This is a genomic window from Synergistaceae bacterium, assembly GCA_012521675.1.
Classification (GTDB): Bacteria; Synergistota; Synergistia; order Synergistales; family Aminobacteriaceae; genus JAAYLU01.
Genome location: JAAYLU010000069.1, coordinates 13,086 through 27,873, shown reverse-complemented (window position 1 = coordinate 27,873; position 14,788 = coordinate 13,086). Strand labels below are relative to the sequence as shown.

At 64.9% G+C, this 14,788-nt stretch carries 10 protein-coding genes and 1 tRNA gene; all 11 read right to left on the bottom strand.

Annotated features, from left to right (window positions below):
* Nucleotides 1-19: 19 nt before the first annotated feature.
* The 11 genes from GX181_07060 to GX181_07010 all read right to left on the bottom strand — a co-directional run bounded on the left by GX181_07060 (nucleotide 20) and on the right by GX181_07010 (nucleotide 14,744).
* Nucleotides 20-107: transfer RNA gene (locus GX181_07060), tRNA-Leu, on the bottom strand.
* Nucleotides 108-473: 366 nt separating this feature from the next.
* A complete protein-coding gene (locus GX181_07055) occupies nucleotides 474-1,487 on the bottom strand; it encodes a threonylcarbamoyl-AMP synthase (protein ID NLM71700.1) in 1,014 nt (337 codons plus the stop codon).
* Complete coding sequence (gene tgt, locus GX181_07050) at nucleotides 1,484-2,623, bottom strand: tRNA guanosine(34) transglycosylase Tgt (GenBank protein ID NLM71699.1); 1,140 nt, start codon at nucleotides 2,621-2,623, stop codon at nucleotides 1,484-1,486. Before tgt ends, GX181_07055 begins: the two co-directional genes overlap by 4 nt.
* Nucleotides 2,620-3,447 carry a TatD family hydrolase gene (locus GX181_07045; protein ID NLM71698.1) on the bottom strand — a complete coding sequence of 276 codons (828 nt, stop codon included), beginning with the start codon at nucleotides 3,445-3,447 and terminating at the stop codon, nucleotides 2,620-2,622. The genes tgt and GX181_07045 overlap by 4 nt, the downstream gene beginning before the upstream one ends.
* Before the next feature lie 113 nt (nucleotides 3,448-3,560).
* Nucleotides 3,561-5,495 carry a methionine--tRNA ligase gene (metG, locus tag GX181_07040; protein NLM71697.1) on the bottom strand — a complete coding sequence of 645 codons (1,935 nt, stop codon included), beginning with the start codon at nucleotides 5,493-5,495 and terminating at the stop codon, nucleotides 3,561-3,563.
* 74 nt (nucleotides 5,496-5,569) lie between these two features.
* Entirely contained in the window at nucleotides 5,570-6,358 is a 789-nt protein-coding gene (gene rsmI / locus GX181_07035) for a 16S rRNA (cytidine(1402)-2'-O)-methyltransferase (protein ID NLM71696.1), read from the bottom strand.
* Between the two features lie 29 nt (nucleotides 6,359-6,387).
* Nucleotides 6,388-7,167 carry a methyltransferase gene (locus GX181_07030; GenBank protein NLM71695.1) on the bottom strand — a complete coding sequence of 260 codons (780 nt, stop codon included), beginning with the start codon at nucleotides 7,165-7,167 and terminating at the stop codon, nucleotides 6,388-6,390.
* The gene (locus GX181_07025; protein ID NLM71694.1) at nucleotides 7,167-10,700 is read right to left on the bottom strand and encodes a chromosome segregation protein SMC; all 3,534 of its coding nucleotides are present in this window, start codon (nucleotides 10,698-10,700) and stop codon (nucleotides 7,167-7,169) included. The genes GX181_07030 and GX181_07025 overlap by 1 nt, the downstream gene beginning before the upstream one ends.
* Nucleotides 10,675-12,156: an Rne/Rng family ribonuclease gene (locus tag GX181_07020; protein NLM71693.1), complete on the bottom strand. Its 1,482-nt coding sequence runs from the start codon at nucleotides 12,154-12,156 to the stop codon at nucleotides 10,675-10,677. Before GX181_07020 ends, GX181_07025 begins: the two co-directional genes overlap by 26 nt.
* Nucleotides 12,157-12,250: 94 nt before the next feature.
* Nucleotides 12,251-12,919: a DUF2344 domain-containing protein gene (locus GX181_07015; protein NLM71692.1), complete on the bottom strand. Its 669-nt coding sequence runs from the start codon at nucleotides 12,917-12,919 to the stop codon at nucleotides 12,251-12,253.
* Nucleotides 12,912-14,744 (bottom strand): TIGR03960 family B12-binding radical SAM protein, encoded by a 1,833-nt coding sequence (locus tag GX181_07010; protein ID NLM71691.1) that lies wholly within the window; start codon nucleotides 14,742-14,744, stop codon nucleotides 12,912-12,914. Before GX181_07010 ends, GX181_07015 begins: the two co-directional genes overlap by 8 nt.
* Nucleotides 14,745-14,788: the final 44 nt, after the last annotated feature.

Genomic DNA, 14,788 nt, shown 5'->3' with positions numbered 1-14,788 from the left:
GGTTGTCTCTGGACTATCATGGTGCCGGGGCGGGGACTCGAACCCCGACAGGCGTTACGCCCACTAGAACCTGAATCTAGCGCGTCTACCAATTCCGCCACCCCGGCTACTTAATCACGCGGGTATTGTAGCAAGCGAGCGGGCCTTTTGCAATAGGGCGAGCGAGGATTCACAAAACCGCACCGGTCCGACGACCGGAGGGGAACTCTCGACTGGGGGCGGGGCGGCCAGGTTCGAGATCCCTCGTCGCACGCTCCTCGGGATGACGAAAGTAGCACGATCCTCGGGAGGACAAAAGCAGCACGATCCTCGAGATGACAAAGTCGAACGCTCGACCGGGACGACATAAGCAGGCGACAGGCGGAGCGAAGCGAGCCTTCCGGCAGTTGCGTGCCGGAGGCTTCGCACTGTCGATCTCTTAGGCGGCACGTTTATCGCCGCCTTCCGCTCGGTTCTTCGGGACGAGAGGGGGATCACTCGTCCGAGGCGGCCCTCTCCAGCCTGTCCCTGATGGCGCGGCATATTCCTCGGTCTGAGTCCGGGAGGCGGGCGGCGATGATATCTGCGCCCATCCGCTCGAAGGTTCTCAGGGCGTGGAAGAGGCCGCGGGCGTAGTTTTCGGGGGTGTCGAAGACGACGCTCATGTCCGGTTGGACCAATCCCTCGCCGAGGCTGCCCTCCGGCTCCCGCATCCCTATCCAGGCTATGCGCGCCGTGCCGCCTGGTCCGGCCTCGGAGAGCGAGCTCTCGACTTCCTCGCGGGTCGGGTTCAGCAGCAGCGGAAGCCTGGGAGCATAGTGGCGGTATCGCACGCCGGGGGATCTGCGTCCGTCTCCGCCGGACAGCAGCACGTTCAGGCCGGCTTTAGCCTCTATCTCCTCGACAGGACAGCCGCCGGGGCGGAGCAGGACCAGCTCTTCGCCCGTCACGTCCAGCACGGTGGACTCCACTCCGACGAAGGTCGGCCCCCCGTCCAGCACGATGTCGACTCTCGCACCGACGTCGGAGACGACTGCCTCCGCGTCGGTGGGACTGGGCCTGCCGCTTGTGTTGGCGCTCGGCGCGGCCACCGGGACGCCCGCCCGCGAGATGAGGGCCAGGGCCACCGGGTGCGACGGCATCCGCACGGCCACCGTGTCGAGCCCGGCGGAGACCTCGCGAGGAGCTACGCCGAGGGAGGGCAGCACCAGTGTCAGGGGCCCCGGCCAGAAGAGTTCCATCAGCCGCTCGGCCGTGGGGGTGACGACGGCGACCTCGGAGACGGGCCACGGCGAGGCGAAGTGAAGTATCAGCGGGTTGTCGGCGGGGCGACCCTTGGCCCTGAAGATGCCCGCCACGGCGCTGGAGGACGTGCCGTCCGCACCGAGGCCGTAGACAGTCTCGGTGGGGAATGCCACCAGGCCACCGGCCCGTATGACTCGCGCGGCCTCCTCGATCGCCCCTGGGTCCGGGTTCCACGGGTCGATCCGGAGCAGGCGGGCGGTCAACTGTCCTCCTCCGGCGAGGAGTAGCCGGCCAGAAAGTCCGCCGCGAGGCGAGGGAAGTCGCCGTCCAGTATGGCCTCCCTCATACGTTCCCCCAGCCTGACCAGGAAGCGCAGATTATGCCAGGAGCAGAGGCGCATGGCCAGTATCTCCCCCGCCCTGTACAGGTGGCGGACGTAGGCTCGGGTGAAGTTGCGGCAGGCGTAGCAGTCGCAGTCCGGGTCTATCGGGGTGAAGTCCCTCTCGTAGCGCTTGGCCTTGATGTTCATCGGTCCGCGGGAGGTCAGCAGGGTGCCGTTTCTGCCGTTTCTCGTCGGCAGCACGCAGTCGAACATGTCGATGCCGCGGGCGACTCCCTCGACGAGGTTGTCCGGCCTGCCGACCCCCATCAGGTACCTGGGCTTGGATTCGGGCAGTACCGGCTTCAGCACGTCGAGGATGCGGTACATCTCCTCCGTCGGCTCCCCCACAGACAGGCCCCCTACTGCGTAGCCGGGGAAGTCCATCGGGATCAGCTCCGACGCGGAGCGCAGGCGAAGGTCCTCGTACACCGAGCCCTGCACTATGCCGAACAGGGCCTGCTGCGGGGCGTCGCCCATCTCGTGAGCACTCTTCGAGCGCTCGGCCCACAGCGCTGTTCGCCTCTCGGCCTCCTCCGCCTGCTCCCTGGCGCAGGGGTAGGGGGCGCACTGGTCGAAGCACATGGCTATGTCGGCACCGAGCAGTCTCTGAATCGCCATCGACCACTCGGGCGACATGAAGTGCTCCGATCCGTCGATGTGCGATCTGCAGGCCACTCCCTCGTCGCTTATCCTACCCAGCCTGGCCAGGGAGAAGACCTGGAAGCCGCCGCTGTCCGTCAGGATCGGTCGCCGCCAGCTCATGAAGGAGTGAAGCCCACCCGCGTCGCGGACCAGCTCCCCGCCGGGGCGAAGGTACAGGTGGTAGGTGTTGCCGAGCACGATCCTCGCTCCGATCTCCTCCAGCTCGAAGGGAGCCATCGCCTTGACAGTGGCCTGGGTGCCGACCGGCATGAATACCGGGGTCGGAATCTCCCCGTGCCTAGTGGCGATCGTTCCGGCGCGCGCGCCCGTGACGGGGCAGACTGCCTCCAGGGTGAAGCCGAACGGAACCGTCACCGCGCCCCTCCGGTCGCATCCCCCCACCCGAAGAGTAGAGCGGCGTTGTTAGACATGGAGACGGCCAGGCCCTCCAGAGTCAGGCCGCGGATCTCCGCCGCCCTCTCGTACACCGGGCGGACGTAGGACGGCTCGTTGCGCTTTCCCCTGAAGGGATGAGGGGCGAGCCAGGGGGAGTCCGTCTCCAGCAGTATGCGATCCTCGGGGAGAGTCCTGAAAAGGTCGCGTAGAGAGTCGCTCTTCTTGAAGGTCAGAGGGCCACCGAAGGAGAGGAAGAAGCCCATGTCCAGCAGGTCGGCGGCGTCCTCCCCCGTGCCGGAGAAGCAGTGCACCACGCCCTTCGCCGCACCGCCCGTCTCCTCCCTCAAGATCGAACGGAGGTCGTCGTACGAGTCCCTTCCGTGGATTATCAGCGGCTTTCCGATCTCCAGCGCGTATCGTATGTGATCCCGAAAGCAGCTTCTCTGCTGGTCGCGCGGGGAGTGGTCGTAGTAGTAGTCCAGGCCCGTCTCTCCGACCGCGACGACGCGCGAACGCTGCGCCATCTCCCGGATTTCGTCCGGCAGCCGTCCCGATGCGTTGGCCGCCTCGTGCGGGTGGACGCCTACGGCCGCATAGACACCGAGCGAGGAGTATCTCTCCGCCAGCTCGACCGACTCTATGCTGGTGCGAATATCGCAGCCCGCCACCAGCATGCGAGTCACGCCCGCGTCGGCGGCCCGGTCGATCACCTCCCGCATGTCGGGGTAGTCGTCCGAGAACAGGTGGCAGTGGGTGTCCGCCAGTCCGATGACCACAATCTGCGAGTCCGCTTTCTTATTCATCTCCATCTACCTCTCTCTCATTTCCCTTCGTCGTGCGGCAATCGGGGAGCCCCCGCCGCTTGAGGGAGGCTCCCCGCAGGTGACGTCAAAATCTATTCCCCGGAGGCCCCCGGCTAGGTCACCCTGGTGCCGAGCGGTATGTCGCGATCCGGTACAAGCAGGGACAGGGCTGCCTGCTTGCCGTCCCCCGCCGCGAGCAGCATTCCGTTGCTCCTCTCCCCCATGAGGGTGGCGGGCTGCAGGTTGACCACCACTATGATCCTCTTGTTCAGCAGCTCCTCGGGCGTGAAGAACTCCTTTATGCCCGAGACTATCGTGCGTTTCTCGTAGCCTAGGTCGACGGTCATCTTGTAGAGCTTCTTGGACTTCTTGATCTCGCTTACCTCGACTACCCGGGCCACTCGCATCTCGATGGCCTTGAAGGCATCGAAGCCCACTATCTCCTCGTGCTCGATCTCGGGGGCCGCCGGGGCCTCCGGCGCTTTCGCCGCCTCCCGCGCCTTCTTCCACTCGGCGATGTCTATGCGCGGGAAGAGAACCTTGCCCTTGCGGACATTTATCTCCCCTGGCCTCTCTCTCCACTTCACGTCGTCGTAGCGCAGGGCCGCAGGCTCTCCCTCCAGGCCGAGCTGATCCCACATGCGGGCAGCCGTGCCGGGAATGAAGGGCGCCAGCAGCATCGCCGTCAGGCGAAGCACGTCGAACAGGGTGTTCAACACGACAGCCAGCTCGTCCATCCTCTTATCCTTGCCCATCTTCCAGGGCATGGTCTCGTCTATGTACTTGTTGCCCCTGGAGATGAAGGCCCAAATTGCCTTGAGCGCCTCGTCAAAGGCGAAGTCGTCTATCTTGGCGTCCACCACGGCCAGGGTCTCGGCGGCGAGGTCGGCGACCTGGCGTTCGAGCGCCCCTCCCTCTCCTGCCGCAGGCAGTTTGCCGTCGAAGAAGTTGTCGACCATCTGCAGGGTCCGGTTGAGCAGATTGCCGAGGTCGTTGGCGAGGTCGGAGTTTATGCGCCCGACCAGCGCGGCCTCGGAGAAGTCCCCGTCCAAGCCGAACGGCACCTCCCTCAGAAGGAAGTAGCGGAACGGGTCCGCCCCGTAGCGTTCGGCCATGTCGAACGGGTCCACGACGTTGCCCCTGGACTTGGACATCTTCTCCCCCTCGACCGTCCACCAGCCGTGGGCGAAGACCGATACGGGTGGGGTGACACCGAGGGCAAGCAGCATGATGGGCCATATCACGCAGTGGAAGCGGATTATGTCCTTGCCGACGAGGTGGCGCGCCTCGGGCCAGAACTTGGCGAACTTCTCCCGGTCATCTAGGTAGCCGCAGGCCGTGGCGTAGTTTATCAGGGCGTCGAACCATACGTAGACCACGTGAGCGTCGTCGCCGGGCACGGGGATCCCCCATTTCAGGGTGGTCCTGGAGATGGACTGGTCGCGCACACCTCCCTCGATGAAGCTGACTATCTCGTTGTAGCGGCTCTTCGGCATGACGCCCTTAAGGTTCTTCCTGTAATAGTCCAGCAGCTGATCCGTGTACTTCGAGGCCTTGAAGAAGTAGCTCTCCTCCTCCATCATCTGAAGGGGGCGCTTGCAATCGGGGCAGATCTTCTCCTCCCCTATGCCGCTCTCGGGGACATAGGTCTCGCAGGGGACGCAGTACCACCCCTCGTACTTGCCCTTGTAGATGTCTCCCTGGTCCATCAGCTGCTTGAAGAAGGCCTGCACCGTCCTGTGGTGACGATCCTCGGTCGTCCTGATGAAGTCGTCGTTCGCGATGTCCAGCACCTTCCACAGTTCCTGGAAGTTAAGCACGGTCCGGTCCGCGAGCTCCTTCGCGGTCAGCCCCTTCTCGGTCGCGCTCTGCTGTATCTTCTGTCCGTGCTCGTCCGTTCCGGTGAGGAAGAAAACGTCGTAACCCCTCATCCTCTTGTATCTGCACATCGCGTCCGCGGCGATGGTTGTGTAGGCGTGCCCTATGTGGGGGATGTCGTTCACGTAGTATATCGGGGTCGTGAGGTAGTAGCTTTTCCGCTCGTTCATCTGATGCAATACCTCCTTGATATTGGTCCTCGCTCCGGCGAACCGCGCCGCGATCGGCGAGAGGGCTGCAGGCTCTACTCCTGCCCTTCCTTGCCGCACTCCCGGTAGAGAAAGGATTTTACCTCGTTTTTCGATACAGAATACTCCCTTGAGAGGGTTTTTACAACCTCCCTGGACGACAGGCCGCTTTCGGCGAGCTCGCGCGCCCTCTCCATCCAGTCGCCCTCAGTGTCGCCCCGGTCCCCGGAGGCGCCCTCGACGACAAGGACCAGCTCTCCCCTGACCCCGCCCGAGACTGACTCGGCCAGTGCGGACAGGGTCCCCCGCCTCGCCTCCTCGTAGACCTTGCTGATCTCGCGTACAAGAGCGGCCCTTCGGTCGCCCAGGATTTCCGCAAGGTGGAGGATGTGCTTCCCGGCCTTGTGGGGCGAGACGTAGAAGATCAGCGTCCACGGGAGCCCCGCGACTGACTGTATCGCCCTCTCCCGGTCCCCCCTGCCGTCTGGAAGAAAGCCGTGGAAGAGGAAGGGGTAGGGGGGCAGGCCCGACAGGACGAGAGCTGGTACAAAGGCCGTCGGGCCGGGGAGCGCCGTGATCTCGATCCCGGCCTCGATGCACCTGCGGATCAGCTCGTAGCCGGGGTCCGAGATTCCGGGGGTGCCGGCGTCGGAGATAAGGGCGCAGCTCTCGCCTCTCGACAGCCTTTCCAGGATCGACTCGGCCCTGCCCCTCTCGTTGAAGGAATGGTACGCCACCAGCTGCTTGGAGATGCCCATGCTTCGCAGCAGCTTGAGGGAGGTCCTCGTGTCCTCGCAGGCGATGAAGTCGACCTCAGACAGCACTCGCGCACCCCTCGCCGTCATGTCCTCCAGGTTGCCCACCGGCGTGGGGACTATGTAGAGCAAGAGAGGCCGTCCTCCCTGTAGGCGCTGAGGAACTCCTCCGTGTATCCGCCGTCTTCCTCGTGCACGAATAGGGGGGGCTCGATTATCATGCCGGGCCTGCCGCCCCTGAGCGACTCCACCAGCACGACCGACGCCTTGCGCCCCCTGAGAGGGTGCACCATCCTGGCGCGCTTCGGCTCCAGGCCCCGGCGCGAGAGGGTCGCCAGCAGCTCGCTCAGCCTATCGGCCTTGAAGACGAGGTAGAGCCTTCCGCGGTTACGCAGCAGGTAGCGGCAGGAGGAGGCCAGTTCGTCCAGGGTGCACGACACCTCCTGCCTGGCGACCATGTCCGACCGGGAGGCGCTGAGGCGTCCGCTTCCGGGGGACTCGTAAGGAGGGTTCGAGACGACGACGTCGAAGGACTGGGCCGGGAGGAGCCCCCTGATGTCGCGAAGGTCGCCCTCGATGAACGAGACCCTGTCCTCGAGGCGGTTCCTGCGCGCGTTCTCCCTCGCAAGAGCGACAAGTCCTCCCTGTATGTCCATCCCCTTGATGGACCGTAGCTCCGGAAAGCGGCGAGCGAGGATGAGAGCGATGGCTCCGGTGGCGCACCCCATGTCCAGCACGTCCCTGCCGCCTCTCGCCCCGGAGAAGGTGTCGCGAACGTAGGAGGCCAGCAGTATGGTGTCCGCGTTTACCCTGGGACCGTCCTCGGGCTGGTCGAGGGACAGGTCGCCCAGGGTCAGAGAGTCGCGGGATACGTGGCTCACTGTGCCGTCGTCTTTCATCAGGATCTCCTCCCCGCCGAGGGTTCGGCCTTCAAGGCGCCCCCCTTGGGCTCCACCCAGTCGTCTATCTTTATCCCGACGACCTTGGAGAGGCCGGGCTCGTCAAGGGTCACCCCGTAGAGTATGTCGGCCCTCTCCATTGTCGCCCTCCTGTGGGTCATTGCCACCAGCTGCATCCCTCCGGGACGGGCGTACTCCCGCGCGAGCTCCCCGAAGCGCAGAAGGTTGGACTCGTCGAGCGCCGCGTCCACCTCGTCCAGAACCGCGAGGGGAACTCCCGCAGCCTCCATCGCCGCGAACAGGTAGGCGATCGCCGTCAGGGTCTGCTCCCCCCCCGAGAGCTGCGCCAGGTACTGAAGGTGCTTTCCCGGGGGACGGGCGACTATCTCCACTCCCCTGTCCCACTCCGCGCTTACGGCCTCCTGCGATTCCTCGTCATCCTCGCGAGCGCCCCTGGGCGCCGACAGCTGAAGTCTGGCCTCTCCGCCTCCGAAGAGCCTGCGAAAGAGGGAGTCGAAGCGGATGTTGATGCTGCCCAAGGCCTCCGAGAAGACCGTGGCGACATACCGGTCCGTCTCGTCTATTATCCCCTTGAGCTCCCCTATCGCCGCTCTGACATCCGCTATCTGCTCGTTGAGGTATGAGACGCGGCCGTCGAGCGCATCTCCCTCCGAAAGAGCTCCCCAGTCGATCGGGCCGAGCGAGGCGAGCTCCCTTTCAAGCCTCTTGACGGAGGAGGCTATCGCCTGCCCCTCCTCTCCCCTCGGCGCGCGGGAGGGGTCGTAGGTGAAGGACTCCTCGTTGGCATCGATAAGGGCGGAGAGGTCCGAGGCAACCTCGCCGATCCTGCGTTCGACGGCCTCCGATCGAACCTTGAAGGAGGCCGCCCTCTCCGCCGATTTGACGGCCCTCGTCGATACAGCCTCCGCGCGGGCTGCCAGGGAGCGTCCCAGTTCCGATGTACGAGCCATCTCGGCGTCGATCTCCCCGAGCTCGATGAAGAGAGCATGCTGCTCTTTTCCCCTGCGAGACAGTTTCTCTCGCTCCTCCTTCTCTCGAGCCAACGAGGCTCCCTCTTCCTCTACGAGGGCCGACCTACGCTCCATGGCGCGACCGATCTCCTCGTCGCTTCGCTCGCACAGGGCCCGGACGCTCGACAGGCGCTCGGCCAGCAGGGCGCCCTCCGACTCCATCCTGGCCAGCTCCTTCGGAAGAGTCGCCAGGTCGTCATCCTCGGACTCCTCCTCCGGCACAGGCGACAGTGCGTCGATACGGGCCTCCAGCTCCGAGGCAAGCCTCTCCCACTCGAGAAGCTCCTCCTCGCCGGCCCGCCTCGATTCGAGCAGCCGCCCCCTCCTCGCGAGCTCCGCGTCCAGTTTCGCTTGGTGCTCCTCGGCCCCCTTCCCGGCATCCCGGATGGCCCGGGAGCTTTCGTCCCTCTCGCCGGCACGAATGCGCTCCAGGGCCTCCTCCTTCTCGAGGGCGAGCGACAGCTCTTCGATCCTGCTCCTCAGCACGTTCAGGCTCTCCTCCGCCGCCGCGATGCGATTCCTTCTCTCTATCGCGCCCGCGGCAGCGCGGGAGCGGCCCCCGCTCACCGAACCGCCGGGGGAGAAGACCTCTCCCTCCAGGGTGGCTATGGGGAAAGTCGCGCCCTGTTTCACCATGATCGCTCCGTCACTGTACTCCTCGACTATGAACAGGTCGCCGAGCAGGTGCATGACCGCGGGCGACCAGCGAGGGTCGGCGGTGACCAGGTCAGCGGCCCAGCCGACGACGCCTCTCTCGGGCAGGGCGAATCGACGCGCCGGGGATCTCGGGCGGCTGCGCTCCAGCGGGAGGAAGGTCGCCCTGCCCGCGTTGCGCTCCTTTAGCATGTCTATGCACCTTCCCGCCTCCTCCAGCGTCTCGACAAGAATCCAGAACTGCCGTCCTCCCAGGTAGGCCTCCAGAGCGGGGGCGATCTTAGGCGGGCAGGAGAAGGCCTCCGCGGCGATGCTCATGCTCACGGGGAGCCTTCCGAGCTTCGTCGCCGCCGACAGGAAGCGGACGGGAGCGGGGTAGAAAGAGTCCTCTTCCACGCGGAGATCCTCCAGGCGCCTCTCGAGGGCCGACGACTCCCTGCGTGATGATTGAAGAGCGCCGCCCGTCGCCCTGCACCGGGCGAGGATGTCGTTGTGGGCCTCTACCAGCCCGGGAGCTCTTTTTTCCAGCAGCCGTAATCGTTCGTTGGTGGATTCCAGGGCCTTTCGGGCGGATTCGGCGGCAAGGTCCGCTTCCTCGATGTCGGCCTCGGATGCCGACAGGAAGGACCTCCCGGCCATGATCCTCGATCTCAGCGCCTCCAGCTCCCCCGACAGGGATGCAGCCGAGGCGGCGGCACTCTCCCTGCGCTCCGCCTCCTCCTCCATCGCCCTGCGCTTTTCAACAAGAGCTTCGACGATTCTCTCCCTCTCCTCTCCCAGGGCGGCTGCCCTGCCGGAGAGGTCTCTCTCCCTGGCGCGAAGCTCCTTTCTCTCCGACTCCAGCACCGAGACCCGGGACGACTCCTGCCTCAGCTCCTCGGCAAGAGACCTGCGCCTGGCGAGAAGCTCCTTGATCGCCGCGGCCGAGGCGAAGCAGCCCCTCCCCAGGGCCTCGCGGCGCGCCCGGAGCTCGTTCCGGCACCCGGCCAGACTCCGAAGGCACCCCTGCCCCTCCTCCATTCTCCGCGCGACCTGCGCCCTGGCCTCGGCCCACAGCCTCTCCCAGAAGACTAGAAGCTCCTCTCGCCCCAGCAGGCCGCTCAGCTCCTCCTCCAGGGAGGCGCGGGTCTCCTCCAGCAGGCGGCGTCTCCAGAAGTAGTGGGTCCGCCTCCCCTCCTCCAGCTGGTCCATGACGCCCCTCGCCGCGCGCGCCTTTTCGACCGAAGGCGCTATCTCCCGCCTGCGGGCCTCGAGCTCCGCGGCCAGGGCGGACAGGTGAAGGGCGGACTCGGACGCCGACGCGAGCTTTGCGAAGGTCTCGTCCCTCTTTTTGCGGAAGAGGTCAATGCCGAACAGGACCTCAAGGTGAGACCTTCTCTCGGCCGGGCGCTGGTGGACGGCCTCGGCGACCTCCCCCTGTCCTATGAAGGCGAACCTGTCGCCCTCCAGCCGCCATCTGCGCTTCACCTCGTCCAGGTCGGAGAGGCGGACTCGCGTGCCGTCCACCGTGAGGACCGTCCCCGTCTCCTGCGAGTAGCTTCTCCTGATCAGGCAGTCCGGCGGCGAGCCCTCCACGCGCGACGACCCGTGCGAGCTCAAAGTCACCGAGACCTCGGTGCGCGCAGCCGCGGGGACGGAGGCGCTGCCGGCGAATAGCAGATCCCCCTGTCTGACCACGCGCAGGCGTTGCGGTGCTCCCTCGCCCAGCACCCACCGAAGGGCGTCGAGCAGGTTGCTCTTGCCGCTCCCGTTGGGGCCGACTATCGCGGTAAAACCGGGGGAGAGAGGCAGGTCGGCGGCACGGCCGAAACTCTTGAAGCCCTTAAGTCGAAGACGTTCTATAAACAACGATACGAGCCTCCCGCGTCTCCATCAGCTCAATGCGGCGTTCCACCCTCGACAGAGCACCCTGGCAGTCCAGTCTGAACTTGCTCCAGGGGTATTCCGGCACGGCGGCTATGAAGAGCCTGAGCCCCAGCTCGTTCTCCCACATGGGGAGGTAGGTCTCGAACACGTGCCTGGCGACGGTGGCATTGGTCTCCAGCAGGATGGCCTCGGATCTGTTGGCGATCGAGACCTTTCTCAGAAAACGCTTTATGGTCATCGCGATGGTGTCCTCGCGGAAGACCCATCCCACCCCCCCGCACTCGGGACAGCTTCGGGTGAGAGTGGAGCGTATGTCCGGCCTGGCACGCTTTCTCGTTATCTCTACGAGGCCGAGCTGCGAGACACCGAAGACCCTGGCTCGATACCTGTCGGCCTGGAAGACCTCCTCGAGCCTTCTCAGCAGGCGTGACCGATCCTCCTCGAAATCCATGTCGATGAAGTCGATCACCACGATGCCCCCGATCGCCCTAAGCCGGAGCTGCCTGGCTATCTCCGACGCAGCCTCCAAGTTGGCGTCCAGCACCGTGTGGCGAAGGTCGGTTTTGCCCACGTACTTCCCCGTGTTCACGTCTATGACAGTCAGGGCCTCCGTGTGGTCTATCACCAGGTAAGCCCCGGAGTCGAGCCATACCTTCCGCTCGAGTGAGGCTTCTATCTCCTTCTCTACCCCGTAGTACTCGAACAGGGGGACGGCTCCCCTGTAGAGCGACAGGTCCGGTGGATCCCCGCCGCACAGCCCGGGCAGATAGCTCCGGACGTTCTCGTATTCCTCCTCGCCGTCCACTATGATCTCCGAGACTTGCTCGTTCAGCTCGTCGCGGAGTATCCTTCCGAGCAGCCCCAGGTCCTTGAACAGGAGGCACGGGGCGTTCTGCGTCCCGCCGGCGTGCTCGATCTCGCGCCACAGGGCAAGCTGAACCTCGACGTCGTGCGCCAGGGACTCGGCGTCTACCCCCTCCGCGGCGGTGCGGACGATGATCCCGAAGTCCCCCCTCAGCTCCCTGGCTATCGCCTTCAGGCGCTTTCTCTCCCCCTCTTCGACTATCCTCTTGGAGACGCCCGACTCGTTGCCGCCCGGCACAAGCACTATGTACCTGCCCGGAAGGGAGATCCGGGAGGTCACCCTCGCGCCCTTGTTCTTCCTGGCCGTCTTGGTGACCTGGACGAGAAGCTCGTTGTTGGGCTTCAGGTCCAGCCCCTTGGCGTCGTTCAGGTAGAGGAAGGCGTTCCTGCCGTCCCCCAGGTTGACGAAGGCGGCGTGGATTCCCGGAAGCACGCTCTCGACGCGGGCCTTGTATATCTCCCCCGTCCTCTGGCGCTCCCACATGCGCTCGACGAAGAGGTCCGCGAGTTTACCTTCCTCGACGATGGCGACCCTCGTCTCCTCGGGGTCTATGCAATTGGCTATTATCTTTATATCGGCGTCGCACGGCTCCGGCGGCCGTCGGGAGCAAGCCCCGGCCGTGCGCCGGCCTTTAAATGCCTGCTCCTCCGGTTGTTCTTCCCTTGAATCAGAGTTGTTCAGCAAACGGACCCCCCCTTTGAAGAAAATCAACAGAGAAGACAGAGGGCGTAAGCGGCGTTACACTGCCGGCCCTCAGCCTTCCCACAGCTTCGCGAAAAATGAAAATTTCAGGCCACCCCTCTATGATACCTCTTATCCGCAGTTCCTTCACGAGAAGCCCGGGGCCTCTCTCGGACGGCCTCTCCACGATGCAGCGGCAGAGCCCCCGCCCCGCCTCATGGAAGTTCAGAACGACGCCCTCCTCCATCATTTCCTCCAGGGCCGCGGCGAGAGGGGTGCGGTCGGGCCCCCTGAGGCCCAGGATGTAGGACGACGCCTCGCACAGTTTGCTCAGCGCCCTTGCCTCGTCCCTGTCCTTCTCGGGGACGAATCGGTACCCGGTGAAGAAGAAACCGGGGGGCAGGGCATCGTCCCAGGAGCGCATCAGATAGTCCGAGAATGCCCTGACCCGGACCTCGAGCGGTTCGCAGAGAGCAGGCACTCCCACGGGGAGCTCCGGCCCGAGGCTTATCCTCGGACGAGGCGAGAAGCCCTCTGAGAGCTCGAACTCGACCCCGGCCCTTCGTCCGCTCCTGGAGAATACGCTCGGAATCGCGATATGAGGTATGAAGCATGCCCTGCCCCTCTTGGCGTATGTCAGGCGAAGCCTAGCCATCGCTCGCTCCGGCGGGACGGAAGCACGCTCCGCAGAATTGGCAGTTCTCACCGGCGTACGAACATTCGCCGTCGACGCGGCAGTCCGGGGAAAGAATCCCCTGTCGTGAGCGGAGGCGCTCTCTCCACAGGAAGTCCCTGTCCACCCCCGCGTGTATGTGATCCCACGGCAGCCCCTCGTCCTCGGGCCTGTCGCGCGAGACGTACCAGTACGGGTCGACACCGGCCTGGTCAAAGGCCTCCATCCACGTGGGGAGGGAGAAGCTCTCGCTCCATCCGTCGAAACGCGCGCCCGCCCTCCAAGCCTCAAGCAGCACCGGGGCGAGCCGCCTGTCCCCACGGGCAAAGACTCCCTCCAGGAAGGTCTGCTCCGGTTCGTGATACTTCAGGGTTATCCTTCTCCTCCCCTCGGAGAGGCTATTCTTGACGTGCCTGCCTCTCTCTCGCAGCTCCTCGACGGGGAGCTGCTCCTCCCACTGGAAGGGAGTGTGCGGCTTGGGGACGAATCCGGCCAATGAGACGGCCACCTGTGTTCTTTTTTTATACTCGCGCCCGATGGAGTATGCCAGCCGCGAGAGGCGGACTATTCCGTCCAGGTCATCGTAGATCTCCGTGGGCAGGCCCATCATGAAGTAGAGCTTCACCCTGTCCCAGCCGCGGCTGAAGGCAGTGCGCAGGGCCGACTCGAAGTCCTCCTCCGTGACCCCCTTGTTGATCACGTCGCGCAGGCGCTGGGTTCCCGCCTCGGGCGCGAAGGTTATGCCCCCCCTGCGCATCCCGCCCATACCGGCGGCCAAATTCACCGAGAAGGCGTCCATCCGCAGGCTGGGCAGGCCGAGCTTGACGTTGCGCGACTCCAGCTCCGGCGACAGGCGTTCGACAAGCTCCTCTATGCCCGAATAGTCGCATGACGCCAACGACAGAAGGCCGACCTCCTCCCACCCGGTCCTGTCGACAAGAGAGACGATCCTGTCGGCTAGCGGCCCGGGGGAGCGCTCTCTCACGGGTCTACCGACCATGCCCGCCTGGCAGAACCTGCATCCCCTGGCGCATCCGCGAAAGATCTCGACCGTTACCCTGTCGTGGACTATCCCGGCTGACGGCACCAGGAGCATCTCCGGCAGGAAGGCTTCGTCCATGGACTCGACCGAGGCGCGACGGACGGGAAGGGACAGGCCGCCGCCTCGCCGCGGGCGGAATGAGACTCCGCCAGGGCCGTACTCACACTCCACAAGGGAGGGGACGTAGATCCCCCCGATCCCGGCGAGAGAGGCTAGCTTATACTCCCGCGAGCGCCCCCTGGCCTTGAACAGGACGTCTGTCACCTTAGGCAACAGCACCTCTCCGTCTCCTACGCAGAAGAAGTCGATGAAGGGCGCCAGCGGCTCGGGGGCGAACGCCCCGACTCCACCGGCTGCGACCAACGGGTCGTCGTCTCCCCTGTCGGCCGACAGGATCGGTATGCGCCCGAGGTCGAGCATCGTGAGTATATTGCTGTAGCTCAGCTCGTACTGAAGGGTGAATCCCACCACGTCGAAGCGGTTCAACGGTACGCCACCCTCGATCGAGGCGAGAGTGCCTCCGGAGAGTCTGATCTTTTCCTCTAGGTCGGTCCAGGGACAGTAGACCCTGTCCGCGTCTGAATGCTCAAGGCCTTTCAACAGGTAGTAGAGGATCTGGAAGCCGAGATAGCTCATGCCTATCTCGTAGACATCCGGGAAGGCGAGACAAAAGCGGACCGCTTCGCCGTCTTTCGCGGGGATCTGTCCGTATTCGCACCCCGCATACCGGGAAGAGCGTTTTATATCGGCGAGGAGCGGCCACATTTCGTCGTCGTACTCCAGGTCGAAAGCCCGGCAGGCTTCCGGGC